Source organism: Streptomyces sp. NPDC002809 (assembly GCF_040295435.1).
GTDB lineage: Bacteria > Actinomycetota > Actinomycetes > Streptomycetales > Streptomycetaceae > Streptomyces.
The window spans coordinates 12,583-32,350 of sequence record NZ_JBEOVJ010000019.1 but is presented as its reverse complement, the minus strand read 5'-3'; the positions used below and the strand labels follow the sequence as shown (position 1 = coordinate 32,350).

General features: G+C 71.2%; 24 protein-coding genes. 12 read left to right on the top strand and 12 right to left on the bottom strand.

All coding sequences use genetic code 11. The features are described from left to right. Window positions 1-128 precede the first annotated feature (128 nt). The gene (locus ABT025_RS14525; RefSeq protein ID WP_350993717.1) at window positions 129-755 is read right to left on the bottom strand and encodes a YigZ family protein; all 627 of its coding nucleotides are present in this window, start codon (window positions 753-755) and stop codon (window positions 129-131) included. A gap of 59 nt (window positions 756-814) precedes the next feature. Between ABT025_RS14525 and ABT025_RS14520 the strand changes: the two genes are divergently transcribed. The 3 genes from ABT025_RS14520 to ABT025_RS14510 all read left to right on the top strand — a co-directional run bounded on the left by ABT025_RS14520 (window position 815) and on the right by ABT025_RS14510 (window position 2,951). Next, on the top strand, window positions 815-1,225 hold the full coding sequence (locus ABT025_RS14520) for a CoA-binding protein (protein WP_350993715.1): 411 nt from the start codon (window positions 815-817) through the stop codon (window positions 1,223-1,225). Between the two features lie 113 nt (window positions 1,226-1,338). Then, complete coding sequence (locus tag ABT025_RS14515; protein WP_502971947.1) at window positions 1,339-2,220, top strand: AAC(3) family N-acetyltransferase; 882 nt, start codon at window positions 1,339-1,341, stop codon at window positions 2,218-2,220. Between the two features lie 41 nt (window positions 2,221-2,261). Next, window positions 2,262-2,951, top strand: coding sequence for a hypothetical protein (locus tag ABT025_RS14510; protein ID WP_350993713.1), 690 nt, complete (start codon window positions 2,262-2,264; stop codon window positions 2,949-2,951). Window positions 2,952-2,968: 17 nt separating this feature from the next. Here ABT025_RS14510 and ABT025_RS14505 read toward each other — a convergent pair whose 3' ends face one another. The 3 genes from ABT025_RS14505 to ABT025_RS14495 form a co-directional block, all read right to left on the bottom strand. Next, window positions 2,969-3,529, bottom strand: a complete 561-nt coding sequence (locus ABT025_RS14505) for a YbaK/EbsC family protein (RefSeq protein WP_350993711.1) — start codon at window positions 3,527-3,529, stop codon at window positions 2,969-2,971. Between the two features lie 44 nt (window positions 3,530-3,573). Then, entirely contained in the window at window positions 3,574-4,146 is a 573-nt protein-coding gene (locus ABT025_RS14500) for a helix-turn-helix domain-containing protein (RefSeq protein ID WP_350993709.1), read from the bottom strand. Window positions 4,147-4,365: 219 nt separating this feature from the next. Next, window positions 4,366-5,103: an acyltransferase gene (locus ABT025_RS14495; protein ID WP_350993707.1), complete on the bottom strand. Its 738-nt coding sequence runs from the start codon at window positions 5,101-5,103 to the stop codon at window positions 4,366-4,368. 169 nt (window positions 5,104-5,272) lie between these two features. On the opposite strand from ABT025_RS14495, the gene ABT025_RS14490 reads away from it, so the two are divergent. After that, window positions 5,273-5,803 (top strand): gamma carbonic anhydrase family protein, encoded by a 531-nt coding sequence (locus ABT025_RS14490; RefSeq protein ID WP_350993705.1) that lies wholly within the window; start codon window positions 5,273-5,275, stop codon window positions 5,801-5,803. 65 nt (window positions 5,804-5,868) lie between these two features. Here the strand turns inward: ABT025_RS14490 and ABT025_RS14485 are convergent, their stop codons facing one another. Both ABT025_RS14485 and ABT025_RS14480 read right to left on the bottom strand, forming a co-directional pair. Further along, window positions 5,869-6,516 carry a DedA family protein gene (locus tag ABT025_RS14485; RefSeq protein WP_350993703.1) on the bottom strand — a complete coding sequence of 216 codons (648 nt, stop codon included), beginning with the start codon at window positions 6,514-6,516 and terminating at the stop codon, window positions 5,869-5,871. A 154-nt stretch (window positions 6,517-6,670) separates the two neighbouring features. Beyond that, window positions 6,671-7,108 carry a DUF4442 domain-containing protein gene (locus tag ABT025_RS14480; protein WP_350993865.1) on the bottom strand — a complete coding sequence of 146 codons (438 nt, stop codon included), beginning with the start codon at window positions 7,106-7,108 and terminating at the stop codon, window positions 6,671-6,673. A 154-nt stretch (window positions 7,109-7,262) separates the two neighbouring features. Between ABT025_RS14480 and ABT025_RS14475 the strand changes: the two genes are divergently transcribed. After that, the gene (locus ABT025_RS14475) at window positions 7,263-8,372 is read left to right on the top strand and encodes a DUF8017 domain-containing protein (protein ID WP_350993701.1); all 1,110 of its coding nucleotides are present in this window, start codon (window positions 7,263-7,265) and stop codon (window positions 8,370-8,372) included. Window positions 8,373-8,425: 53 nt separating this feature from the next. Beyond that, complete coding sequence (locus ABT025_RS14470) at window positions 8,426-9,733, top strand: MFS transporter (RefSeq protein ID WP_350993699.1); 1,308 nt, start codon at window positions 8,426-8,428, stop codon at window positions 9,731-9,733. Here ABT025_RS14470 and ABT025_RS14465 read toward each other — a convergent pair. The 3 genes from ABT025_RS14465 to ABT025_RS14455 all read right to left on the bottom strand — a co-directional run bounded on the left by ABT025_RS14465 (window position 9,695) and on the right by ABT025_RS14455 (window position 12,959). Beyond that, complete coding sequence (locus ABT025_RS14465; protein ID WP_350993697.1) at window positions 9,695-10,540, bottom strand: spermidine synthase; 846 nt, start codon at window positions 10,538-10,540, stop codon at window positions 9,695-9,697. The genes ABT025_RS14470 and ABT025_RS14465 overlap by 39 nt on opposite strands. A 195-nt stretch (window positions 10,541-10,735) precedes the next feature. Further along, window positions 10,736-11,917 (bottom strand): elongation factor Tu, encoded by a 1,182-nt coding sequence (gene tuf, locus ABT025_RS14460; RefSeq protein ID WP_350993695.1) that lies wholly within the window; start codon window positions 11,915-11,917, stop codon window positions 10,736-10,738. A 304-nt stretch (window positions 11,918-12,221) separates the two neighbouring features. Further along, on the bottom strand, window positions 12,222-12,959 hold the full coding sequence (locus ABT025_RS14455) for a DNA alkylation repair protein (RefSeq protein WP_350993693.1): 738 nt from the start codon (window positions 12,957-12,959) through the stop codon (window positions 12,222-12,224). A gap of 49 nt (window positions 12,960-13,008) precedes the next feature. Between ABT025_RS14455 and ABT025_RS14450 the strand changes: the two genes are divergently transcribed. The 5 genes from ABT025_RS14450 to ABT025_RS14430 all read left to right on the top strand — a co-directional run bounded on the left by ABT025_RS14450 (window position 13,009) and on the right by ABT025_RS14430 (window position 16,892). Next, the gene (locus ABT025_RS14450) at window positions 13,009-13,722 is read left to right on the top strand and encodes a TVP38/TMEM64 family protein (protein ID WP_350993691.1); all 714 of its coding nucleotides are present in this window, start codon (window positions 13,009-13,011) and stop codon (window positions 13,720-13,722) included. Between the two features lie 181 nt (window positions 13,723-13,903). Next, complete coding sequence (locus ABT025_RS14445; protein WP_350993689.1) at window positions 13,904-14,776, top strand: undecaprenyl-diphosphate phosphatase; 873 nt, start codon at window positions 13,904-13,906, stop codon at window positions 14,774-14,776. 123 nt (window positions 14,777-14,899) lie between these two features. Next, on the top strand, window positions 14,900-15,100 hold the full coding sequence (locus ABT025_RS14440) for a hypothetical protein (protein WP_350993687.1): 201 nt from the start codon (window positions 14,900-14,902) through the stop codon (window positions 15,098-15,100). Between the two features lie 149 nt (window positions 15,101-15,249). Continuing rightward, complete coding sequence (locus tag ABT025_RS14435) at window positions 15,250-16,347, top strand: hypothetical protein (protein WP_350993685.1); 1,098 nt, start codon at window positions 15,250-15,252, stop codon at window positions 16,345-16,347. 320 nt (window positions 16,348-16,667) lie between these two features. Beyond that, window positions 16,668-16,892: a hypothetical protein gene (locus ABT025_RS14430; protein WP_350993683.1), complete on the top strand. Its 225-nt coding sequence runs from the start codon at window positions 16,668-16,670 to the stop codon at window positions 16,890-16,892. A 289-nt stretch (window positions 16,893-17,181) separates the two neighbouring features. Here the strand turns inward: ABT025_RS14430 and ABT025_RS14425 are convergent, their stop codons facing one another. From ABT025_RS14425 to ABT025_RS14415, 3 genes are all read right to left on the bottom strand, one after another. Next, complete coding sequence (locus ABT025_RS14425) at window positions 17,182-17,340, bottom strand: hypothetical protein (RefSeq protein WP_350993681.1); 159 nt, start codon at window positions 17,338-17,340, stop codon at window positions 17,182-17,184. A 267-nt stretch (window positions 17,341-17,607) separates the two neighbouring features. After that, window positions 17,608-18,231 (bottom strand): flavin reductase family protein, encoded by a 624-nt coding sequence (locus ABT025_RS14420; protein WP_350993679.1) that lies wholly within the window; start codon window positions 18,229-18,231, stop codon window positions 17,608-17,610. A 34-nt stretch (window positions 18,232-18,265) separates the two neighbouring features. Then, window positions 18,266-18,643, bottom strand: a complete 378-nt coding sequence (locus ABT025_RS14415; protein ID WP_350993677.1) for a hypothetical protein — start codon at window positions 18,641-18,643, stop codon at window positions 18,266-18,268. A gap of 218 nt (window positions 18,644-18,861) precedes the next feature. Between ABT025_RS14415 and ABT025_RS14410 the strand changes: the two genes are divergently transcribed. After that, window positions 18,862-19,728, top strand: a complete 867-nt coding sequence (locus ABT025_RS14410) for a universal stress protein (protein WP_350993675.1) — start codon at window positions 18,862-18,864, stop codon at window positions 19,726-19,728. Window positions 19,729-19,768 lie beyond the last annotated feature (40 nt).

Here is a 19,768-nt window from a genome sequence, read left to right as displayed (position 1 = left end):
TGTTCCCTCACGCACCACAGTCTCCCACCACCGGGGACGCCGACGGGGCGGCTGCGGGGAAGTCGGGTCCGGGCGCTCCGCCCCGCAGCCGGGGCCGCGGCGCCGGGCAGGTGGGAGCGAGCGCAGGCTCAGGCGTCCCCGTAGGCCTCCTCGCCCAGCTCCAGTGCCGCCTCACCCGCCGTGGCATCGGCCAGCCAGCGCCGGAACTCCTCGACCTCGGCGTCGGGCAGCCCGATCTCGATGGTCACGGCCTCCGCGTACCGGACCTCGCGAACGGTGCGCCCGGTGGCCCGCAAGTCGTTCTCCAGCCTCCCGGCGCGCTGATGGCCGACGGTGACCGTCACGACCCGGAATCGCCGGCGGGTGAGCGTGCCGATGGCGTCCAGGGCTTCGCCGACCACTCCCCCGTACGCCCGGATCAGTCCGCCGGCGCCGAGCTTCACCCCGCCGTAGTAGCGGGTGACGACGGCGACGACGTATCGCATCTCGCGACGCGTCAGCATCTGCAGCATGGGGACGCCGGCGGTGCCCCCCGGCTCGCCGTCGTCACTGGCCTTCTGCACGGAGGCGTCGGCGCCGATCACGTACGCGAAGCAGTTGTGCGTGGCGGTCGGGTGTTCCCTTCGGACGCGCGCGACGAAGTCCTGCGCGTCCTGCTCGGTGGCGGCGGGGGCGACCGCGCAGATGAAGCGCGATCGGTTGATCTCGGTCTCGTGCACACCCGCGCGGGCGACTGTCCGGTACTGCTCCTGCATCCGGCCACCCTATGCGCAGCCGTGGGAATGGTCCGGAGCGGCCGTCCGTTGTGCGGATCATGTACGCAGACACGGAGACGATCCGCAGGATTCTCAAGGACACCGGCGACACCTGGGCGGTGGTGGGGCTGTCCGGCAACCGCTCGCGCGCCGCCTACGGGGTGGCCGAGGTGCTCCAGCGCTTCGGCAAGCGGGTGGTACCCGTCCATCCCAAGGCCGAGCCGGTGCACGGAGAGGTGGGCTACGCCTCGCTGGCCGACATCCCTTTTCCGGTCGACGTGGTGGACGTCTTCGTCAACAGTGAGCTGGCCGGTGCGGTGGCGGACGAGGCGGTGGCCATCGGCGCCTCGGCGGTCTGGTTCCAGCTCGGCGTGATCGACGAGCAGGCGTACGAGCGCACGAGGGCTGCCGGGCTCGACATGGTCATGGACCGCTGCCCCGCCATCGAGATACCCGCGCTGGGCCGGTAGACGGCCGCAGGCGTCCCGGACACCCCGCACCGGACCACCGAAAGCCCGTCGTGGGCGCCCGGTCACATGTGCGGGGTGTCACACCCCGCTCCGGACTGGGACACTGACCTGCTGTGAGTGCTGCGCACACCCCGAGGGTGCCGACCGTTCCGCACAGCAGGGCCCGTCTGGCCGGGCAGCTGTCCTCGCTCGGCGTCGAGCGAGGCGGTGTGCTGATGGTGCACGCGTCGCTGCGCGCGCTGGGGGCGGTGGACGGCGGCGCGGATACGGTCGTGGCCGCCCTGCGGGACGCGCTGGGCCCCGCGGGCACACTGGTGGTCCCGGCCTTCACCCCGGAGAACTCCGACACCTCCCCGCAGTACCGCGCCCGGATCCGCGGTCTCGGCGAGCGGGACCGGGAAGCCGTCCGGGCGGCGATGCCCGCGTTCGATCCGTCCACCACGGCGGCCCCGTCGATGGGCCGGCTCTCCGAAACGGTGCGTCTGACCCCCGGTTCCGCCCGCAGCGCGCACCCTCAGACCTCCTTCGCCGCGCTCGGCCCGCTGGCGGGCCACGTGGTGGCGGACCATCACCCCGACTGCCACCTGGGCGAGGACTCGCCGCTGGCCCGCCTGCATGAACTGAGGGCCCAGATCCTCCTGCTCGGCACCGGTTTCGCCTCCTGCACGGCGTTCCACCTCGCCGAGTACCGGGTCCCGTCCCCGCCCCGCCGCACCTACCGATGCGTGGTGCGGGACCGCGCAGGGCGCCGGTGGTGGGAGTACGAGGACGTGGCTCTGGACGACAGCGACTTCGCGGCGCTGGGCACGGACTTCGAGCGGTCCGGCCACGGCACGGCTGTCCGGACCGCCCCGGTGGGCTCCGCAACGGGCCGGCTGTGCCGGTTCCCGGCTGCGGTCACGTTTGCCCTGCAGTGGCTGACGGCGCACCGCGGTGATGTGCCGGAGCATTCGCCGAACGCCCGGGAAAAGGCCCCCTATTGCCCGTCGGCATAAGGCTCTAGATTCTTCACGGGCACCGAGAGGTGGAGGGGACCGTGGAAACCGCGCAGCAGGTGGTCCGCAGGAACGGACTGTTCTCAAGATTGCTACTGGCTCTTGCAGGAGTGGCTCTGCTGCTCCTGTGCTACAGCGTAGTGCGGGAGAACCTGCCGGACCGGCTCACCGCCACATGGCCCTGGAAACTGAGGCTGCTGGACGTCCAGAGCGCGACCACCGCAGCGGTCGGCACCCTGGGTGTGTCGCTGGCCCGAGCACAGTACGCGCGCGCTGTGCGACCGGCACTGGGCCACTTCGGCCGCGCCATGGCGGGCCTGGCTCCCGGCGGCCGACTCGCCTGGGGCTGTCACCTCATCAACGGCGCACAGGACGTCGCCATCACCCAAGACATCAGCTATCAGGTCAGGTTCACCGAATCCTCCGCTCCGGCGGGTGGACGGGGCGTTTCGGAGTGGGGAAGCAGCCAGGAGGCGACAGCTGCCATCGAGTCGCTGGGCATCGAGCACGGCGAGGACTTCAAACTGGACTTCGTGGGCCCCGGCCGCCCCATACCGGCCGAAGGTCTGATGTTTCTCGGCTGGTTCACGGAGGCGGCCATGCGCAAGGTGGAGAGCGTCCTCGTGCGGATACGCGTCGTCGACAGGGTCGGCGACACGCACGAGCGCTGCATCAACTTGCTGAAGGGCGCTAACCGAACACCCCGCCACCCCGACACTCCACCGTTCTGACCCGGTGGCCGGCAGCCTCAGCCGACGATCCCCAGGCCCTCGACCACGACGGCGCCCGGCAGCGCCGCCAGCGCCTTGCCCGGCATGATCAGCTTGCCCCGGCGGGTGCCGCTGCCGATGAGGACCCACTCCTCGTCCACCACGGCGGAGTCGATCAACAAGGGCCAGCCGTCCGGGAGTCCGACGGGCGTGATGCCGCCGTACTCCATCCCCGTCTCGCCGACCGCCGTGTCCATCGGGGCGAACGAGGCCTTGCGGGCGCCGAGGTGCTTTCGGACGGCGCCGTTCACGTCGACGCGGGAGTGGGACAGGACCAGGCAGGCGGCCAGGGTGACCTCGCCGCCACGCTTGCCCGCCACCACGACGCAGTTGGCCGACCGGTTCAGCAGGTCGGCTCCGTGGTGCGCGACGAAGGCCGCCGTGTCGGCGATCTCCGGGTCCGTGTCGACGTGGATGATCTGCTCGGCGGGAACGCCGCCCCAGCCTTCGCGTACCGCTCGGGCCACCGGGGCGGTGAGGAGTTCGAGACGGTCGGCAGCGGGGAGGGCATCCTCGAAGGAGCCGATGGGGGCGCGCATGCGCGCAACGCTAACAACCCCCCGCCCCTCTCCGGTTGGGTGTCTCACCTGACGGGCGGGATCGATACGGCCATGGTGATGCCGACCGGCTCGGAGCCTTCGTTGCGGTAGGCGTGCGAGTGGTGCGCCTCGAAGGTGGCGGAGGTGCCGGCGGGCACGGCGTACGCGGTGTCGTCGACGACCAGGGTGAGGGTGCCGGCGGTGACGTGGAGAAGTTCCACGGTCCCCTCGGGGTGCGGGTCGGACGTGCTGCCTTCGCCGGGCATCAGCTGCCAGGACCAGAGCTCCAGCGGGCCCCGGGCCTCGGTCCCGACCAGCAGGGTGGTGGAACTCCCCGCCTTCGTGGACCACATGAGGACGGCCTGGCTCTCGGGGACCAGCCGGACCGGTGCGCCCTGTTCGTGGTCGAGCAGTGTGGTGATGCTGATGCCGAGCGCGTCGGCGAGCTTGACCGTGGTGCCGACGCTGGGGTTGGTGCGGGCCTGTTCGATCTGGATGATCATTCCGCGGCTGACCCCGGCACGCGCGGCGAGTGCGTCCAGGGTGAAGCCCCGCTCACCCCGCCAGCGCTTGAGGTTCCGCGCGAGGGACTGGGTCAGCTGGTCGAGATCAGTCACGTTCCGTCCAAAATCATGGATGACCGGGTTAAAATACTGCACTACGGTGCGGTACACCCAACCGTTCAGCGCACTGTACTGCGACGCCCGCTCATGACAGCGCTGTTCGCCCTGGGGCCCCCGGCCGTCGCGGACGACGGCAGCCGCTCGATCGCCGCACGGCACGGGCGCCGTCGGCCGCCGCCGGTTCCCGCCCGGAGCCGACTCGGCGGGCGGGCCTCAGCTCTCGTCGAGCTCCGCCACGGCCAGGAGCTGCTCCGGTGTGACGCCTTCGGGGATCGGCACCGGGGCCGGCGTCCGCAGGGGCGGCTGCCACCCCTTCTCGGCGTCCCAGCTCCGCACGACACGGGCCGGGGCCCCGGCCACCACCGCGTGGTCGGGCACCTCGCCGCGTACCACCGCGCCCGCGGCCACCACCACGTTCCGGCCGAGCCTGGCGCCCGGGAGGATCACCGCTCCGGTGCCGATCCAGCAGCCGGGTCCGATGGCCACCGGCTCCATCCGCGGCCACTGCTTGCCGACCGGTTGCTGCGGGTCGTCGTAGCTGTGGTTGGTCGAGGTGATGTAGACGTACGGGCCGCAGTACGTGTCCGCGCCGATGGTCACCGTGGTGTCGGCGACGACATGGCTCCCGCGGCCCAGCACCACGCCGTCCCCGAGCGTCAGGATCGGATCGGGCCCTAGATCCAGATCGGGCATGAGCCCCGCCGTCAGGGTGACCTGCTCACCGATGACGCAGTGGGCGCCCAGCTCGATCCACGGCTCCCCGAACACCGTGCCCTGCGGGAAGGCCAGCCGGGTGCCCTCGCCGATGCGGCCGAAACGCAGCCCGCCGGGATGTGCCGCCGTGACCGCACCCGTCTTCTGCACCCAGCGCCAGCAGCCGTGGACGGCACCGGACAGGACGCGCCGCCACCAGGCGGTCAGGAAGGAGAACGTGTTTCTGTTCTTCGGCACTCGCACACGGTAGTCGGCGGGCCCGCGGGGGGCCGCAGCGCCGCCCTGTGATCTTCACCCCACCGGCCCACGGAGCCGCGCACGCGTCGCTTACCGTTTCCCGGGCGGGTCCGTCCGGCGGCGATCGGACGACCGCGACCCGCATCACCGGAGCTGGGAAGGACACGCGATGGCAGAGCAGGCGTTGATCAAGGCCATGGGCGGCAACGAGCCGGTCATCCACGCGGATGCCTTCACCGCACCGACGTCGGTCGCGATCGGCGAGATCACGATGGCCGCGGGTTCCAGCCTCTGGTACCACGCGGTGCTGCGGGCGGACTGCGGCCCGATCGTCATCGGCGCCGCATCGAACATCCAGGACAACTGCAGCGTCCACGTCGACCCCGGCTTCCCCGTGACGGTCGGCGAGCGCGTCTCGGTCGGACACAACGCCGTACTCCACGGCTGCACCATCGAGGACGACGTCCTCGTCGGCATGGGCGCCACCGTGCTCAACGGCGCCCACATCGGTGCCGGTTCACTGATCGCCGCCCAGGCCCTCGTCCCGCAGGGGATGCGCGTGCCCCCGGGTTCACTCGTCGCGGGCGTGCCCGCCAAGGTCAAGCGGCAGCTGACCGAGGAGGAGCTCGAAGGCATCAAGTTCAACGCGGTCGGTTACGTGGAGCTGGCCAAGGCCCACCGACAGGCGCACGAGGACTGAGCGCGCGGGCCCGGCCGGCACGAGGACTGAGCGTGCGGGCCCGGGCCGGTCCGTCCCTGCTCTCGTCAGTCGGCGACCGGTACGGACCCCGGCTCGGGCGCGGACCGCGCGGCCGCCTTCTTGGCCCGGTTCTTGATGATCAGCATCGAGGCGAGACCGATCAGGACCGCGAGCGCCAGCCCCAGGTACGAGAACCGCTTGAGCCACGCCTCGGCGACGACACCCACGGAGTAGATGACTGCCGTGGTGCCGCCCGCCCAGGCGATCCCGCCGAGCACGTTGGCGGTCAGGAACTTCCAGTACGGCATGTGCAGGACGCCCGCGAGCGGTCCGGCGAAGATGCGCAGCAGTGCGACGAAGCGGCCGAAGAAGACCGCCCACATGCCCCACTTCTGGAACGACCGCTCCGCCATGGCGATCTGGCTCTCACCGAAGTGCCGGGGGAACCTTCCTCCGAGCCAGGCGAGCAGCGGCCGTCCGCCCTTGCGGCCGATGGCGTAGCCGATCGAGTCGCCGATCACCGCCCCTGCCGTGGCGCAGGCGCCCAGGACCCAGGGGTTGATCCCGTCGTGTCCGGCGGCCAGCAGCGCCGCGCTGATCAGGACGATCTCGCCGGGCAGTGGAATGCCCAGGCTCTCCAGCCCGATGACGACGCCCACAAGGACGTACACGCTGATCGCGGGGACGGTCTCCAGCCATTCCTGGATGTGCAACGCCGGTTCCTCCGTAGTGATGTCCTCATCGCCCGCCGGACAACTCCTCGGCGCACGGCGGGAAGCCTACCCGCCGCCCCGTCGCCCCGGACAGCACGAAGGGCCGCCCGCTCCCTCCCGGGTGCGTGGCGGCCCCGGGAGGGGACGGCCGAGGTCAGGAGTTGGGTCGCAGCGTCCAGAGCACGGTCATCTCACCGGTGACGCCACCGTCGGCGCGCTGGATCCGGATGGCCACCGGGAACTCGGGGCGCTTGCCCTCGTCGAGCTCGGCGACGACCTCGGCCACCGGACGGCCGAGCGTGGCGGTCGCGGTGACCTCTCCCATGGCCAGCTTCTTGTAGGCGATCTCGGCGTTCACCGCGAGCGGCACGGCCCGCGTCAGCTGGTCGGCGAAGGCGGCCATGACGATGGCTCCGCTCGCCGACTCCGCCAGCGTGAACATGGCGCCGGCGTGAGGTCCGCCGACATGGTTGTGGAAGTCGGCCTGGTCCGGCATGCGGACCACCGCGCGTTCGGCGGTCGACTCCAGGAATTCGAGGTTGAGGGTCCGGACCATAGGAACCGACGCGGCGACCATCTCACCGGCGGTCATCTGTTCAGCGCTCATGAGCCAGATGTTACTCACGAGTAGTGGCGTTTGGCCATGGCTCCGCGGACATGTGCCTGTGACCGGGCCGCATCCTTCACCGTCCGCTCACGGGGGCGGCCGTAGCCGCCCGGGCGGCGCACCTCTATCGTTACTCGCCATGTGGCCAGGACAGCAGCCGCCCGGGGGCGAGCAAAACCCGCAGGACCAGAACCAGAACCCGTACCAGCAGCCGGGGTACCAGCAGCCGAACCCCTATCAGCAGCCGGGGTACCAGCAGCCTGGTCCCGAGCAGCAGCCCGGGTACGGCTACCCGCAGCAGGGCCAGCCCGGGCAGCAGCCCGGATACGGCTACCCGCAGCCGGGTCAGCCGGGATACCCGCAGCCCAATCCGTATCAGCAGCCGACCGTTCCGCAGTACGCGGTGCCCGGTCCGCCCGGCGGGCCCCAGCCCGGCAACGACAAGAAGAAGACGACCGTCATCGCCATCGTCGCGGCGACCGCGGTCGTGGTGGCCGCGGCGGTCACCGGTGTCGTCGTGCTGAACAAGGACGACGACGAGAACGGCAAGAACGTCGCCGACGACAAGAAGTCGTCCGCGCCCGCCAAGCCCTCCGACGCCGCGTCCTCTGGCGAGGCGAACCCGCGCGGCTCGGACGGGGACGCCAAGCCGCTCATCGCGGGCTGGAAGGTCGTGACCAACCCCAAGTGGGGCACGCAGTTCGACGTGCCCGGCGACTGGGAGGTCGCGGCCCCCGGCATCTTCTCCTACTTCGAGGACGAGTCGAAGGAGGACAAGCCGCCGCTCATCGGCTTCACCGCACCCGCGGACTTCAAGAAGAAGTGGTGTGTCGACGACGAGGACAAGGACGGCACCAAGGAGAACTACAGCCTGGCCGGCACCGGCACCCGCGGTGCGGAGGGCGCCACGGACGGCGCTCTGAACGCCCGGAACGAGGCGGGAACCTGGGCGTGGGCCGCGTACGCGCAGCACATGCCGAAGAAGACCATCAAGATCAGCAAGGCCAAGCAGTACACCACCAAGTCGGGACTGACGGGCAGCGTGGTCACCGCCACCGCCCCGAACGTCACCAAGAAGACGAAGTGCGACAGCGACGGCAAGACCATCGCCTTCACCTTCAAGAACAGCAGCGGCGCGTTCGCCTCCTGGGTGCTGTACGGCGCGGCGGGAGTCGAAGGCGAGCTGCCGGACACGACGATCCAGAAGATCCTGAGCACGGTGCGGCTGGTGAAGATCACCGAGACCTGACCCCGGCCGGAATGCATTTGGCACAACGGGGTCACTGCCGCGATAGTCCCTGAGTGACTGACGCAGCCGACCTCGCACCCCGCTCGGACCGCCCCACCCCGGCGGGCCGCAACTACCGGCTGCTGACCGCCGCCGCGATCATCACGGGCCTGGGCACCCATGGCGCGCTGATCGCGGCGGCTTTCGCGGTTCTGCAGGCGGGCGGCGACGGCGGGGACGTCGGTCTGGTGGCTGCCGCCAGGACCGCGCCGCTGGTTCTCTTCCTGCTGATCGGCGGGGCGATAGCGGACCGACTGCCGCGTCACCGCGTCATGGTCGCGGCCAACGCCCTCAACTTCGTCTCACAGGGTGTCTTCGCCTGGCTGGTCCTGGCAGGTGACCCCCAGCTGTGGCAGATGATGCTGCTGACCGCTCTGTGCGGCACCGGGCAGGCCTTCTTCAACCCGGCGGCCGAGGGCATGCTGATGTCCAGCGTCAGCGGCGAACAGGCGAGCCGCGCCTTCGCCCTGTTCAGAATGTCGATGCAGGGTGCGGCCATCGGCGGTGCGGCGCTCGGCGGCGCCATGATCGCGGCGATGGACCCGGGCTGGGTGCTGGCCGTCGACGCCGCCGCCTTCGCCCTGGCGGGTGCCCTGCGCGCCTTCCTCGACGTCGGTCACATCCCGTCGCGGGAACCCGGTGGCGGTCTGCTCGCCGATCTGCGGGACGGCTGGCAGGAGTTCATCGGGCGCCCCTGGCTCTGGGCCGTCGTGGCGCAGTTCTCCGTGGTCGTCGCCGCCGTCGGGGCCGCTGAGGCGGTCTACGGGCCGCTGGTCGCCCGGGACGAGCTCGGTGGTGCCCGGCCCTGGGGTTTCGCGCTCGCCGCATTCGGTGTCGGCACGCTCGCCGGGGCGTTCCTCATGATGCGGTGGAAGCCGCGACGGCTCCTGCTCGCCGGAACTCTCTGTGTCTTCCCGCTCGCCCTGCCGTCGGCGGGGCTCGCCGTACCGCTGCCGGTGGCGGGACTCTGCGCGGTGATGTTCGTCAGCGGGGCGGCCATCGAGGTGTTCGGCGTCTCCTGGATGACGGCCATGCACCAGGAGATCCCGGAGGACAAGCTCTCCCGGGTGTCGGCGTACGACTGGTTCGGCTCGGTCGCCATGATGCCCGTCGCCACCGCGCTCGCGGGTCCGGTGGAGTCGCTGGTCGGCCGCAGTCAGGCGCTGTGGGGCTGCGCCGGTCTGATCGTGCTGGTGACCGGCGCCGTGCTGTTCGTGCCCGATGTACGCAATCTGACGCGCAGGACCACGTCCACCGAGGTGCTGGTCAAGTCCGCGCCGGTGTCAGCCGATACTGAAGGCGCCGTCGGGCGGCTCGGGTGAGGCGACCGCCTCGTCGTCGCCGACGGGCCGGGCGCCCTTGAGGAACGCGGCCACCGCGTCGCCGTACGCGACCCGGGCCGGAAACGCGTCGGCGGCGCAGCGGCGGGTCAGGGCCGCCATGTCGATCGGGGACCGCGAGGCGACGAGGACCACATTGCCGAAGCGCCTCCCGCGCAGCACCGCGGGCTCGGCGATCAGTGCCAGCTCCCCGAACACGGTCGCGAAGGTGGCCAGTTGCGAACGCAGGAAGCCGAAGGGCGCCCCGTCCGCCAGGTTGGCCGCGTAGACGCCGTCCGTGCGCAGAGCCCGTGCCGCAGCCTGCGCATAGGGAACGGACGTGAGGTGGGCGGGCACCCGCGAGCCGCCGAAGACATCAGCGATCACCACGTCCACCGTGCCGGGAGCGGTCTGCTCCAGCTGCCTGCGGGCGTCCGCGGCACGCACCGTGATCCCGCTGCGGTCCGGCAGCGGCAGGTGCTCGTCGACGAGGTCCAGAAGTCCTCGGTCCGCCTCGGCGACCTCCTGCCGGGAACCCGGCCGCGTCGCGGCGACGTAGCGGGGCAGGGTGAGCGCTCCGCCGCCGAGGTGCAGGACGTCCAGCGGTTCGCCCGCTCCGGCCGCGCAGTCGACGACGTGGGCCAGCCGTCGCGCGTACTCGAACTCGAGGTGTTCGGGCGCGTCCAGGTCGACATACGACTGGGGTGCGCCGTCGACCGTGAGCAGCCAGGCCCGCTCCCGGTCCACATCGGGGAGCAGCCTGGCGGTGCCGTGGTCCACGTCGCGGATGACGGGTATCGACTCGTTCACGCCCCTATTGTGCGGCGTGGGATCAGCTGTTCCTGACCGCGGCGACGGCTTCGGGGGCAACCGGGCGGTCCCGGCCGACGCGACGGCACCGCGGGCGCCGGCCCCGGTCAGGAGCACCCCGGGTGCCGGGCTCGCGCACAACGAAGGGTCCGCCTCCCGCGGGGTACGGGAGGCGAACCCTCAGCAGCCGTACGCTCAGAGCAGTCCGGTCACGGTGCCCGCGCCGACGGTGCGGCCGCCCTCACGGATGGCGAAACCGAGACCGGACTCCAGCGGTACGTCCCGGCCCAGCTCGACGGTCATGGTGACCGTCTCACCGGGCCGCGCGACCGCCGCCGCACCGAGGTCCACGTCGCCGACGACGTCGGCGGTGCGGATGTAGAACTGCGGCCGGTAGCCGGTGGCGACCGGAGTGGTGCGGCCGCCCTCGCGCCCCGACAGGACGTACACCTGCGCGGTGAAACGCCGGCTGGGGGTGACACTGCCGGGCGCCGCGACGACGTGCCCGCGGCGTACCCGGTCGCGCTCGACCCCTCGCAGGAGCAGCGCGACGTTGTCGCCGGCCTCGGCGGACTCCATCGGCTTGCCGAAGGTCTCCAGACCGGTGACGACCGTCTCGATGTCCGCGCCGAGCACCGAAACCCGGTCGCCGACACGCACGGTGCCGCGCTCCACGGCACCGGTGACGACCGTGCCCCGGCCGGTGATGGTCAGGACGTTCTCCACCGGCAGCAGGAACGGCGCGTCGGTGTAACGCACCGGCATCGGCACATACGTGTCGACCGCGTCGAGCAACGCCTCGACCGCCGCGGTCCAGCGCGGGTCGCCCTCCAGCGCCCGGAGGCCGGACACCCGCACGACGGGCACGGTGTCGCCGCCGTAGCCGTGCGCGGACAGCAGTTCGCGCACCTCCAGCTCCACCAGGTCGGTCAGCACCGTGTCCTCGCCGTCATCCACGGCGTCCGCCTTGTTGAGGGCGACGACGATGTGGTCGACACCCACCTGACGTGCGAGCAGCACGTGCTCCGCGGTCTGCGGCATGATCCCGTCGAGCGCGGAGACGACGAGGATCGCCCCGTCGAGCTGGGCGGCGCCGGTGACCATGTTCTTGATGTAGTCGGCGTGTCCGGGCATGTCGACGTGCGCGTAGTGCCGGGTACCGGTCTCGTACTCGACGTGCGCGATGTTGATGGTGATGCCTCGCTGCGCCTCCTCGGGCGCCCGGTCGATGCGGTCGAAGGGGACGAACGTGCCGGTACCGCGGTCGCTGAGGACCTTGGTGATGGCGGCGGTGAGGGTGGTCTTGCCGTGGTCGACGTGGCCCATGGTGCCGATGTTGAGGTGCGGCTTGGTGCGCACGTATGCCGTCTTGGGCATGGTTCATTCCTTGGGATGCGAAGCTGGAGGAGAAGACCCCGGGGCCCGGCCGACCCTCCCCTTGCGGGGTCCGCCGGACAGTCGGAGGAGGGTCAGCTTCGGGCGCCGCCGATGGGCGCTGCGGCAGCGGTGAACGCTGCTGCGACAACTGCTGCGAGGGGGCTCACGGCAGCCTTCGGCGTGTCCGCGACTGCGGACTGCGCTGCGAGGAAGGCGTACCGGAACATGGCTCGATCATCTCCGACGGCCGTCGGCCCGTCGAGCGAATTTCTGCGGGCGGCAAGGGGGGTGGGCCCGGCGCTCCTCAGAGTCGCTTGGTGGCCTCTCGTACGGACAGCGGCGCCAGCCGGTCCCGGGCACCGTCGACGAAGTCCCGCACGGCCCGCGGGTCGGTCTTGGAGTACTCGCGCAGGCACCAGCCGATCGCCTTGCGGATGAAGAAGTCGGGGTGCTCCGCCCGGCGCAGGCAGTAGGCGAAGAGCCTTCGGGTGTCGGTGTCCTCCTTGAAGCGGAGCTGGTGCAGCAGCGCGGAACGAACGATCCAGAGGTCGTCGTCCTCGATCCACTCGTCCATGGTCCGCCGGAGCCCCGGGTCGGCGGCCACCAGCGGTCCCGCGACATGGGCGGCCAGGATGTCGACGGTGTCCCACCAGGACACGGTGGTGACCAGGTGGCGCAGCACCGGCACGAATCCGGACGAGCAGCGTGCGACGTGGCGCCGCAGGTAGTCGGCGGCGAAGTAGTGGTACTCGCGCTCGGGCAGCGCCCAGCAGCGCAGCGCGATCGCCGCGCAGTCCGTCTCCTCCGGGCGTGGGGTGCCTTCGAGGACTGCGCGGGACAGCGCCCGGCGACGGGGGGTGGGAATGCCGAGGAACGGTGCGACGTGCTTCATGTACGCGGCGGCGGAGCGGGCGCGCAGCGGGTCGGCGGCCGTGGGGTACAGCTCGGTCAGCCGCTCCAGCACCGTATCGGCGAGGACGCTGCCGGGCAGGCCGGGGCCCGGTGCGGCGCTCTCCCCGGCCGGTTCGGCTCCATGACTCATAACGGTCACATTACGGCGATCACCCATGTGTGTCGGATACTCTCCCCGAATGCTCGACCCCGTCCCCGCCACCCGGCCCGCAGGTGGCCTCGCCGTGCGCTGCACGCGGGTGCTGCTGTCGCCCTGGTCCCGGTTCTCCCTGCTCGTAGCGGTGCTTCTGGCCGCCGCGACGACGATGCTGATCCTGGAACCCCAGCGGCTGCTGGCCTCCGGCTGGCCGGCCCAGCTGAGCGGCGGGGCAGCCGCGGTCGTTCTCTTCGGCCTCGCGTACGGGGTCTGCACGGTGGCCTTCGTGCCGAGGCCGCTGCTCAATCTCGCCGCCGGTGCGCTGTTCGGCACGCAGGCGGGGCTGGCTGCGGCCCTGGCGGGCACGGTGCTGGGGGCGGGCATCTCGTTCATGCTCGGCCGGGTACTCGGGCAGGAAGCGCTGCGTACGCTGCTGCGCGGGCGCTGGATGCGGGCGGCGGACGGGCAGCTGAGCAGGCACGGTTTCCGCTCGATGCTCGCGCTGCGCCTCTTCCCCGGGGTGCCGTTCGCCGCCGCCAACTACTGCGCCGCCGTCTCGCGCATGGGATACCCCCCGTTCCTCGTCGCGACCGGCCTCGGGTCGATCCCGAACACCGCCGCGTACGTCGTCGCGGGGAGCTCGGCCTCCTCCCCGACCTCGCCCGCCTTTCTTGCCGCGATGGGCTTCATCGTGCTCACGGGTGCGGGCGGGGCCGTGGTGGCCTGGCGCCGGCGCCACCGGCTGGGCGCGGAGTGATGCGGCAGGCTGCGCGGGGGTAGTCGTCAAGGTGTTCATCCGGGGGCGATACGCTGCCCGCGACCGAATGACGATCTCCGGGCCCGGTGCGGCCCTGTCATCACACGACCGCAATCCGCACGCCGCCGACGGCTCGAAGCCGTCGGCCGATGCATGATCACTCCGGGATGGCCCAAGCCCCATGAGCTGGTTCGAATCGTTCGTCCTCGGCCTCGTTCAAGGACTGACCGAGTTCCTGCCGATCTCCTCCAGCGCGCATCTGCGGCTCACCGCGGCGTTCGCCGGCTGGCACGATCCTGGCGCGGCGTTCACCGCGATCACCCAGATCGGCACGGAGGCCGCAGTCCTCATCTACTTCCGCAAGGACATCGTCCGCATCGTCTCGGCGTGGTTCAAGTCGCTGACGGACCGTTCGATGCGCGGTGACCACGACGCACAGATGGGCTGGCTGGTCATCGTCGGCTCGATTCCCATCGGTGTGCTCGGTGTGACGTTCAAGGACCAGATCGAGGGCCCGTTCCGCGATCTGCGCCTGATCGCCACCACGCTCATCGTGATGGGCATCGTCCTCGGCATCGCCGACCGTCTCGCGGCACGCGACGAGACCGGCGGCAAGCACCGGGCCATCAGGGAGCGCAAGTCGCTCAAGGAGCTCGGCGTCAAGGACGGCCTGATCTTCGGCTTCTGCCAGGCGATGGCCCTGATCCCGGGCGTCTCCCGGTCGGGCGCGACGATCAGCGGTGGCCTGCTGATGGGGTACACCCGTGAGGCGGCGGCGCGTTACTCGTTCCTGCTCGCCGTCCCGGCGGTGCTCGCCTCCGGCGTCTTCGAGCTGAAGGACGCGGGCGAGGGCCATGTGTCGTGGGGCCCGACGATCTTCGCGACGTTCATCGCGTTCGGTGTGGGGTACGTGGTCATCGCCTGGTTCATGAAGTTCATCACGACCAAGAGCTTCATGCCGTTCGTGATCTACCGGATCATCCTGGGCGTTGTGCTGTTCATCCTGGTCGGTGCCGGGTCCCTGAGCCCGCACGCGGGTGAGTCTGCGGGCTGAGGGCTGTCCCGTAATCCCTGGCGGGCGCACGGCGTCAGCTACGGCGGGGAATACCGCCCCGGCCCACGATGCGGACCGGGGCTGCGTTCAACGGGTTGCGCAGGCGGCACCGGGACCGCCCCGGTGGCGGCCCAATACGTCTGGTCGTCACCGGCCGAGCAGCTACGACCGGCTGCCGCGTCGAGGGCCGCAATGATCCGGATCTCGTCGTCCTTGGTCGAGGCGGCGCTCAGCGGCACCGTCAAGGCGCCGGTCGGTCCGTCCACCGGGCGCCGGCCGATGGTGACCAGTATCGGCTCGCTCGACCAGGGCACCGGTGCGTGAACAAGCGCGCTCCTTCAGCGGTTGCCTTCCCTGAAGGGGGGTCGGCCGCGCAGCGCGGTGGGGCGCCGGCCGCTCGCCCCTCCCCACCGCGGCCGGTAACTGCCTTGTTTCCATGGGTGATTGCGTCATACTCGGCTCACCATTAACAGGTGCGAGCACTGGGGGGTGCGGTGTCGGGTGATGCTGTGGTGGCCGAGGCGGTTCGAGCGATCGCCGGGATGGCCAATGGTGCAGCCGCCGCCGTAGGCACAGGCGTGGGTCAGATGGTGGCCGACCTGGTGCGGCGGCAGGTCGGCAGCAGCCCCGGAGGGCAGGCGGCCCTGGCTGCCGTGGAGGAGCGTCCGCTGGACCCCGAGGCGGCAACTGCGCTGGAGGAGGTCGTCCGGGCGGGCATTGCCGAGAACCCCGCCTTCGGGGTTCAGCTCGAAGTGGCTCTGAGGGGCCCGCAGACCGTGATCAATACCGGGATCCAGATCGGGGACGGTGCGAAGCTCCGCCGGAATCAGATCTCCATCGGGCCGGTCACGGTCAACAACACTCCGGCAGCCAGAGCGACACTCACCACCCTGGTCATCGTCGTCGTGGCAGCCCTGATCTTCGGCATCTACGGCGTGGTCCAGGCCGGCAAGGACGACGCACCCTTGTCGCAGCCGGGCACGAGTGTGCCCGAAGGGGGTCCGGACTCGCAGGACGCCACGTCCGGCGAGGTGTCGGCCACCGGCGGCAGTGGAGCCTCGGCCCCGGACGCCCGGTCGCTGACATCCGGCGAACTCGACCAGGTGCTCGGCGGCTTGGAGCTTCCTGCCGGCTGGACGAAGGGCGGGTACCTGGAATCCGCCGAGGGCATGGATCTCTCCAACGAGGCCCGCATGCAGTGCTGGGATCTCAGCGACCCTGATCCGGGGGAGAACGCCGGGTCCGGCAAACACGTCACCTTCGGCACGAACGGTGACGGCGTCATGATCGATCTCACCGGGCACGAGGCAGCCGGCGCAGGCACGGCGAGCGACAGCGCCATCACCGCCATGGAGGCGTTGCGCGTCATGTACGGCTGCCTGCCGAACGCGGAGACGACGGACATCGGCGACCAGGCTTTCAGCTACACGCAGCCCGGCTACGTCTACACATGGGTGCGCGTCGGCCCCATGATCGCCTGGGTCATCACCGCGGACACGGCCGGTGAGACTTCCGAGGAGTGGGCGCAGAAGCTTGTGCCGCTCCTGCGCGACGCACTCGCTTCGCAGTAGGGGCCACCAGGTCAGCGGCGAACCCCGCGGACACTGACGCGGCAGATCGGGGCGAAGCGTGGAGGGCGGCGGCGGCGCGTAGCGCCTCGCGGACCCAGGCGCCGGGCGCGGAGGCCGTCGCGGGGACGGTCGAGGGATACCCTCATCTGTCGGCGTCATCGCCTGCCAGAGGTTGCCCCATGGCGTTCCGGACGACCCGCCTCCGCTGGACCCACACGACGACGACGCTGCTGTCGCGTCCCGGCCCTTTCCCCCGCCCTCGCCCCACCGCCACATCCGAACCGGATGCGGGCACGTACACATGGGGCCACGCTGGATGTATGGCTAATCCCCCGATTGTGATCCACCGGCCCACACCGTCCGGCGCACGGCTCGTCACCGTGCACCTCGCCGGCCGCGAGGAGAGGCTCGGGCTCGCCCACAGCGACCACGATGTCATCGTGTTCCTCGCCGACGCCGGCATGGCGGACCCGGCACGGGCCCTCGACACCCCGTCCCTCGTCGAGTGGCAGGGCGCTGCCGCCCACGACTTCGCGGCGGTCTGAACGGCAACTGAACGGCAACTGAACAGCAACCGAACGGGCAACCCGCCCCGGGCAGGCAGCCCGGTCGGCTCTTGATGCCCGTCCGGCCCCGGGACACGCCTCCGTGCGGTCCGCCGCCGGGCGAGCAGGTCGCGCCGCAGCAGCAAGCCTTGGGCCTCGACCGCGTGGTGTCCCGGCCGCGCCCGGCATTCCGCGTACCGCCGCAGACATGGCGCGCACGGCGGAAGCCGCGCTGCCCCGTACCCGCCGGAGCGGGGACGGGGCAGCGCGGGCCTCGACGCGGGTGGTGTCACTCGGTCTCGACGAAAGGCGGAAGATCGGGTTCGACGAACAGCCCCTGGTAGCGCGGTGTCGGCAAGGCCTCGACACGGCCCTGGGCCTCGGACGCCGAGCCCGCCGCGTTCTCGTCCGAGCGCCGCTGAACCTGGCGGGGCGGGGTTTCAGCCATCGGGTCTCCTGTTGATTTCGCAGTTGCTTCTGAGGGCCCCGAGGCGCCACCCGGTCCTCGGACCGCGGTGGCGACGGGGTGTGGCACCGTCCCGGTCCCACACCCACCAGGGCACCGGTATCCGACGAGGCATGCTGAGAGTATCCGTTGTCCCAGCTCCACCGGTCGCCACCGTCGCCCGGCCCGCTCGTCATTCGCCTGCACAGCCGCGTCGGCGGGCCGGAGCCGTGTTCCCGCGAGGCGGGCCGGCACGCGGGTGCGGACCGGTCAGGGGCTGCCGAGGCCGTCCTCCTGCCACCGGGTGTACGGGACGCGCGCGATCTCCCGTACGCCTCCGAAGGTGCCCCACTCGTCCTTGCCGAGCCGGGTCAGCGGTCGCAGCGCGGTGACTTCGGGGTGCCCGTCCGTCATGACGTCCTCGTCGACCGCGGCGTGCACCACGCGGCCGAACACGACGGTGGAGTCGCCGAGCAGGACCGTGCTGTGCAGCTCGCATTCCAGCGCGACGGGCGAGCCCGCCACGCGGGGCGGCCTCACCCTCAGGCTGGGTTCCGGCTCTACGCCCACGGCCTCGAACTCGCTGACGCCGCGCGGGAAGTCGGTCGCGGTGGCGTTGATCTTCTCGAACAGGGACTCCGGGGCGAAGTTCACCACGAAGGAGCCCGTCGCCTCGATGTTGAGCAGCGTGTCCTTGCGTCCCACCGAGGTGAACTGGACGACGGGCGGGCTGACGCAGGCGATCGTGAAGAAGGAGTGGGGGGCCAGATTGGCCGTCTCGCCGTCCGGGGTGACGGTGGAGACCCACGCGATGGGCCGGGGGACGACCACGGCGGTGAGCAGTCGGTAGAACGTGCCGGTGTCGGTGGCCCCGGGGTCGAAGTCGATGCGCATGACGCCGAGTATGGCGTCCGGCCCTCCCGCTCTCCTACGCCTCGGTGTCCCCCGGTCCCTCGGAACCGAACTGCTCGGCCCGCAGGGCGAGGTCCTGGAGCACGTCGGCGGACGACACGTCCGTCTGTCCGGAGTCGTGCACCTGCGCCAGCATCGCGAACGCCAGGGTGAACGCGCCGACGAGTTGCTCCACCGCGCCACCGACCTCCCGGCCGACCAGGGCCACCACGTCCTCGATCGTGGCGTCCTCGGGGATCGCGATCCGTGGCATCGTCTCATTGAGAAGCGCGGTCACCACGGTCGAATCGGTGCTGGGGTCGTCACGGCCCGGGTTCTCCTCCAAGAGGCGGCGCATCTCGCCCGCTTCGGTGAGGATGCCGATCACACGTTTCACGACTTCGCTCTGCTCCATCCCGCGAGCATAGGTGCAGGCGCACCGGCCGACGAGGACAACGGGCGCCGGTCGTCCGACGTGCCGGGCCCCGGGAGGCGGCTTCCGACGTGCCTCTCCTGCGGCGGACGCCGACCGGCCGTAGCGTACGAGGCAGGGCCCGACAGGCCGGGGGCGCTGCTGCGCGCCACGCGTACGTACCTGTCCGGGGCACGCACCACCGCATTCAGGAGGCATCCATGACCGGTACCGAGCTTCCCGTGATCGCCGCGGTCGACGGGTCCACGCACAGTTACGACGCGCTGGACTGGGCGGCCCGTGAGGCGGCCGGGCGGGGGCTGCCCCTGATGATCGTGCACGTCCGCCTCCTGACCCGGCGTACCGGCCAGGAGGCGCAGCAGCGCGAGGCGGAGGAACTCCTCGCGCAGTCCGTGCGTCGCGTGAACGAGACCGCTCCCGGGCTGAGCCCCACGACGCTGGCACCGCTCGACTTCCCTTCGGCCGCACTGGTCTCGCTCAGCCGTGACGCCTCGCTGGTGGTGGTCGGCTCACGCGGACTGGGCGGATTCCGCTCCCTGATGCTGGGCTCCAACAGCCTGGCGACCGCGTCGATGGCCAAGTGCCCCGTGGTCGTCGTCCACAGCGGGCAGCCGGACGGGGAGCCTGGCGAGCGCGCCCAGGAGGTCTTCCGGGACGTCGTCGCCGGGGTGGCCGCCGATGAGAGCAGTGAGGCGGTGCTGGAGTTCGCCTTCGAGACGGCGGCGGCCCGCCCCGGGGCACGGCTGCGGATCGTGCACGGCTGGACCATGTTCTCATCGATGCTCTCCGGCGGTCCCGTCTTCGACCGGGATGCGGCGGCCGGCGCGGCCGAGCGGTCGCTCGCCGAACTGACGGCGGGCTGGCGCGAGAAGTATCCGCAGGTCGAGGTCATGAAGGAGCCCGTCAACGGCTCCGCGTCGCGCACCCTGGTCACAGCGTCGGCGACCGCCGCGCTGACGGTGATCGGCCGGCGCAAGGGCGGTGAGTCCCTCGGGCTGGGTCTCTCACCGGTGGCGCAGACGACGCTCACGCACGCGCTCGGGCCGGTGGCCGTGGTGCCTTGCTGAGCTGCCCGGCGGGGGCCGCCGCCGGTCCTTCGGCGGCGGC

Excerpts from the sequence above, each read along its gene's own strand:
- ABT025_RS14505 (WP_350993711.1), bottom strand. The coding sequence starts at position 3,529 with ATGCGCGCCCCCATCGGCTCCTTCGAGGATGCCCTCCCCGCTGCCGAC.
- ABT025_RS14475 (WP_350993701.1), top strand. The coding sequence starts at position 7,263 with ATGTGGCCAGGACAGCAGCCGCCCGGGGGCGAGCAAAACCCGCAGGAC.
- ABT025_RS14415 (WP_350993677.1), bottom strand. The coding sequence starts at position 18,643 with ATGGAGCAGAGCGAAGTCGTGAAACGTGTGATCGGCATCCTCACCGAA.
- tuf (WP_350993695.1), bottom strand. The coding sequence starts at position 11,917 with ATGCCCAAGACGGCATACGTGCGCACCAAGCCGCACCTCAACATCGGC.
- ABT025_RS14430 (WP_350993683.1), top strand. The coding sequence starts at position 16,668 with ATGGCTAATCCCCCGATTGTGATCCACCGGCCCACACCGTCCGGCGCA.
- ABT025_RS14520 (WP_350993715.1), top strand. The coding sequence starts at position 815 with ATGTACGCAGACACGGAGACGATCCGCAGGATTCTCAAGGACACCGGC.
- ABT025_RS14480 (WP_350993865.1), bottom strand. The coding sequence starts at position 7,108 with ATGACCGCCGGTGAGATGGTCGCCGCGTCGGTTCCTATGGTCCGGACC.
- ABT025_RS14445 (WP_350993689.1), top strand. The coding sequence starts at position 13,904 with ATGAGCTGGTTCGAATCGTTCGTCCTCGGCCTCGTTCAAGGACTGACC.
- ABT025_RS14490 (WP_350993705.1), top strand. The coding sequence starts at position 5,273 with ATGGCAGAGCAGGCGTTGATCAAGGCCATGGGCGGCAACGAGCCGGTC.
- ABT025_RS14420 (WP_350993679.1), bottom strand. The coding sequence starts at position 18,231 with ATGCGCATCGACTTCGACCCCGGGGCCACCGACACCGGCACGTTCTAC.
- ABT025_RS14450 (WP_350993691.1), top strand. The coding sequence starts at position 13,009 with ATGCTCGACCCCGTCCCCGCCACCCGGCCCGCAGGTGGCCTCGCCGTG.
- ABT025_RS14455 (WP_350993693.1), bottom strand. The coding sequence starts at position 12,959 with ATGAGTCATGGAGCCGAACCGGCCGGGGAGAGCGCCGCACCGGGCCCC.
- ABT025_RS14525 (WP_350993717.1), bottom strand. The coding sequence starts at position 755 with ATGCAGGAGCAGTACCGGACAGTCGCCCGCGCGGGTGTGCACGAGACC.
- ABT025_RS14425 (WP_350993681.1), bottom strand. The coding sequence starts at position 17,340 with ATGGCTGAAACCCCGCCCCGCCAGGTTCAGCGGCGCTCGGACGAGAAC.
- ABT025_RS14410 (WP_350993675.1), top strand. The coding sequence starts at position 18,862 with ATGACCGGTACCGAGCTTCCCGTGATCGCCGCGGTCGACGGGTCCACG.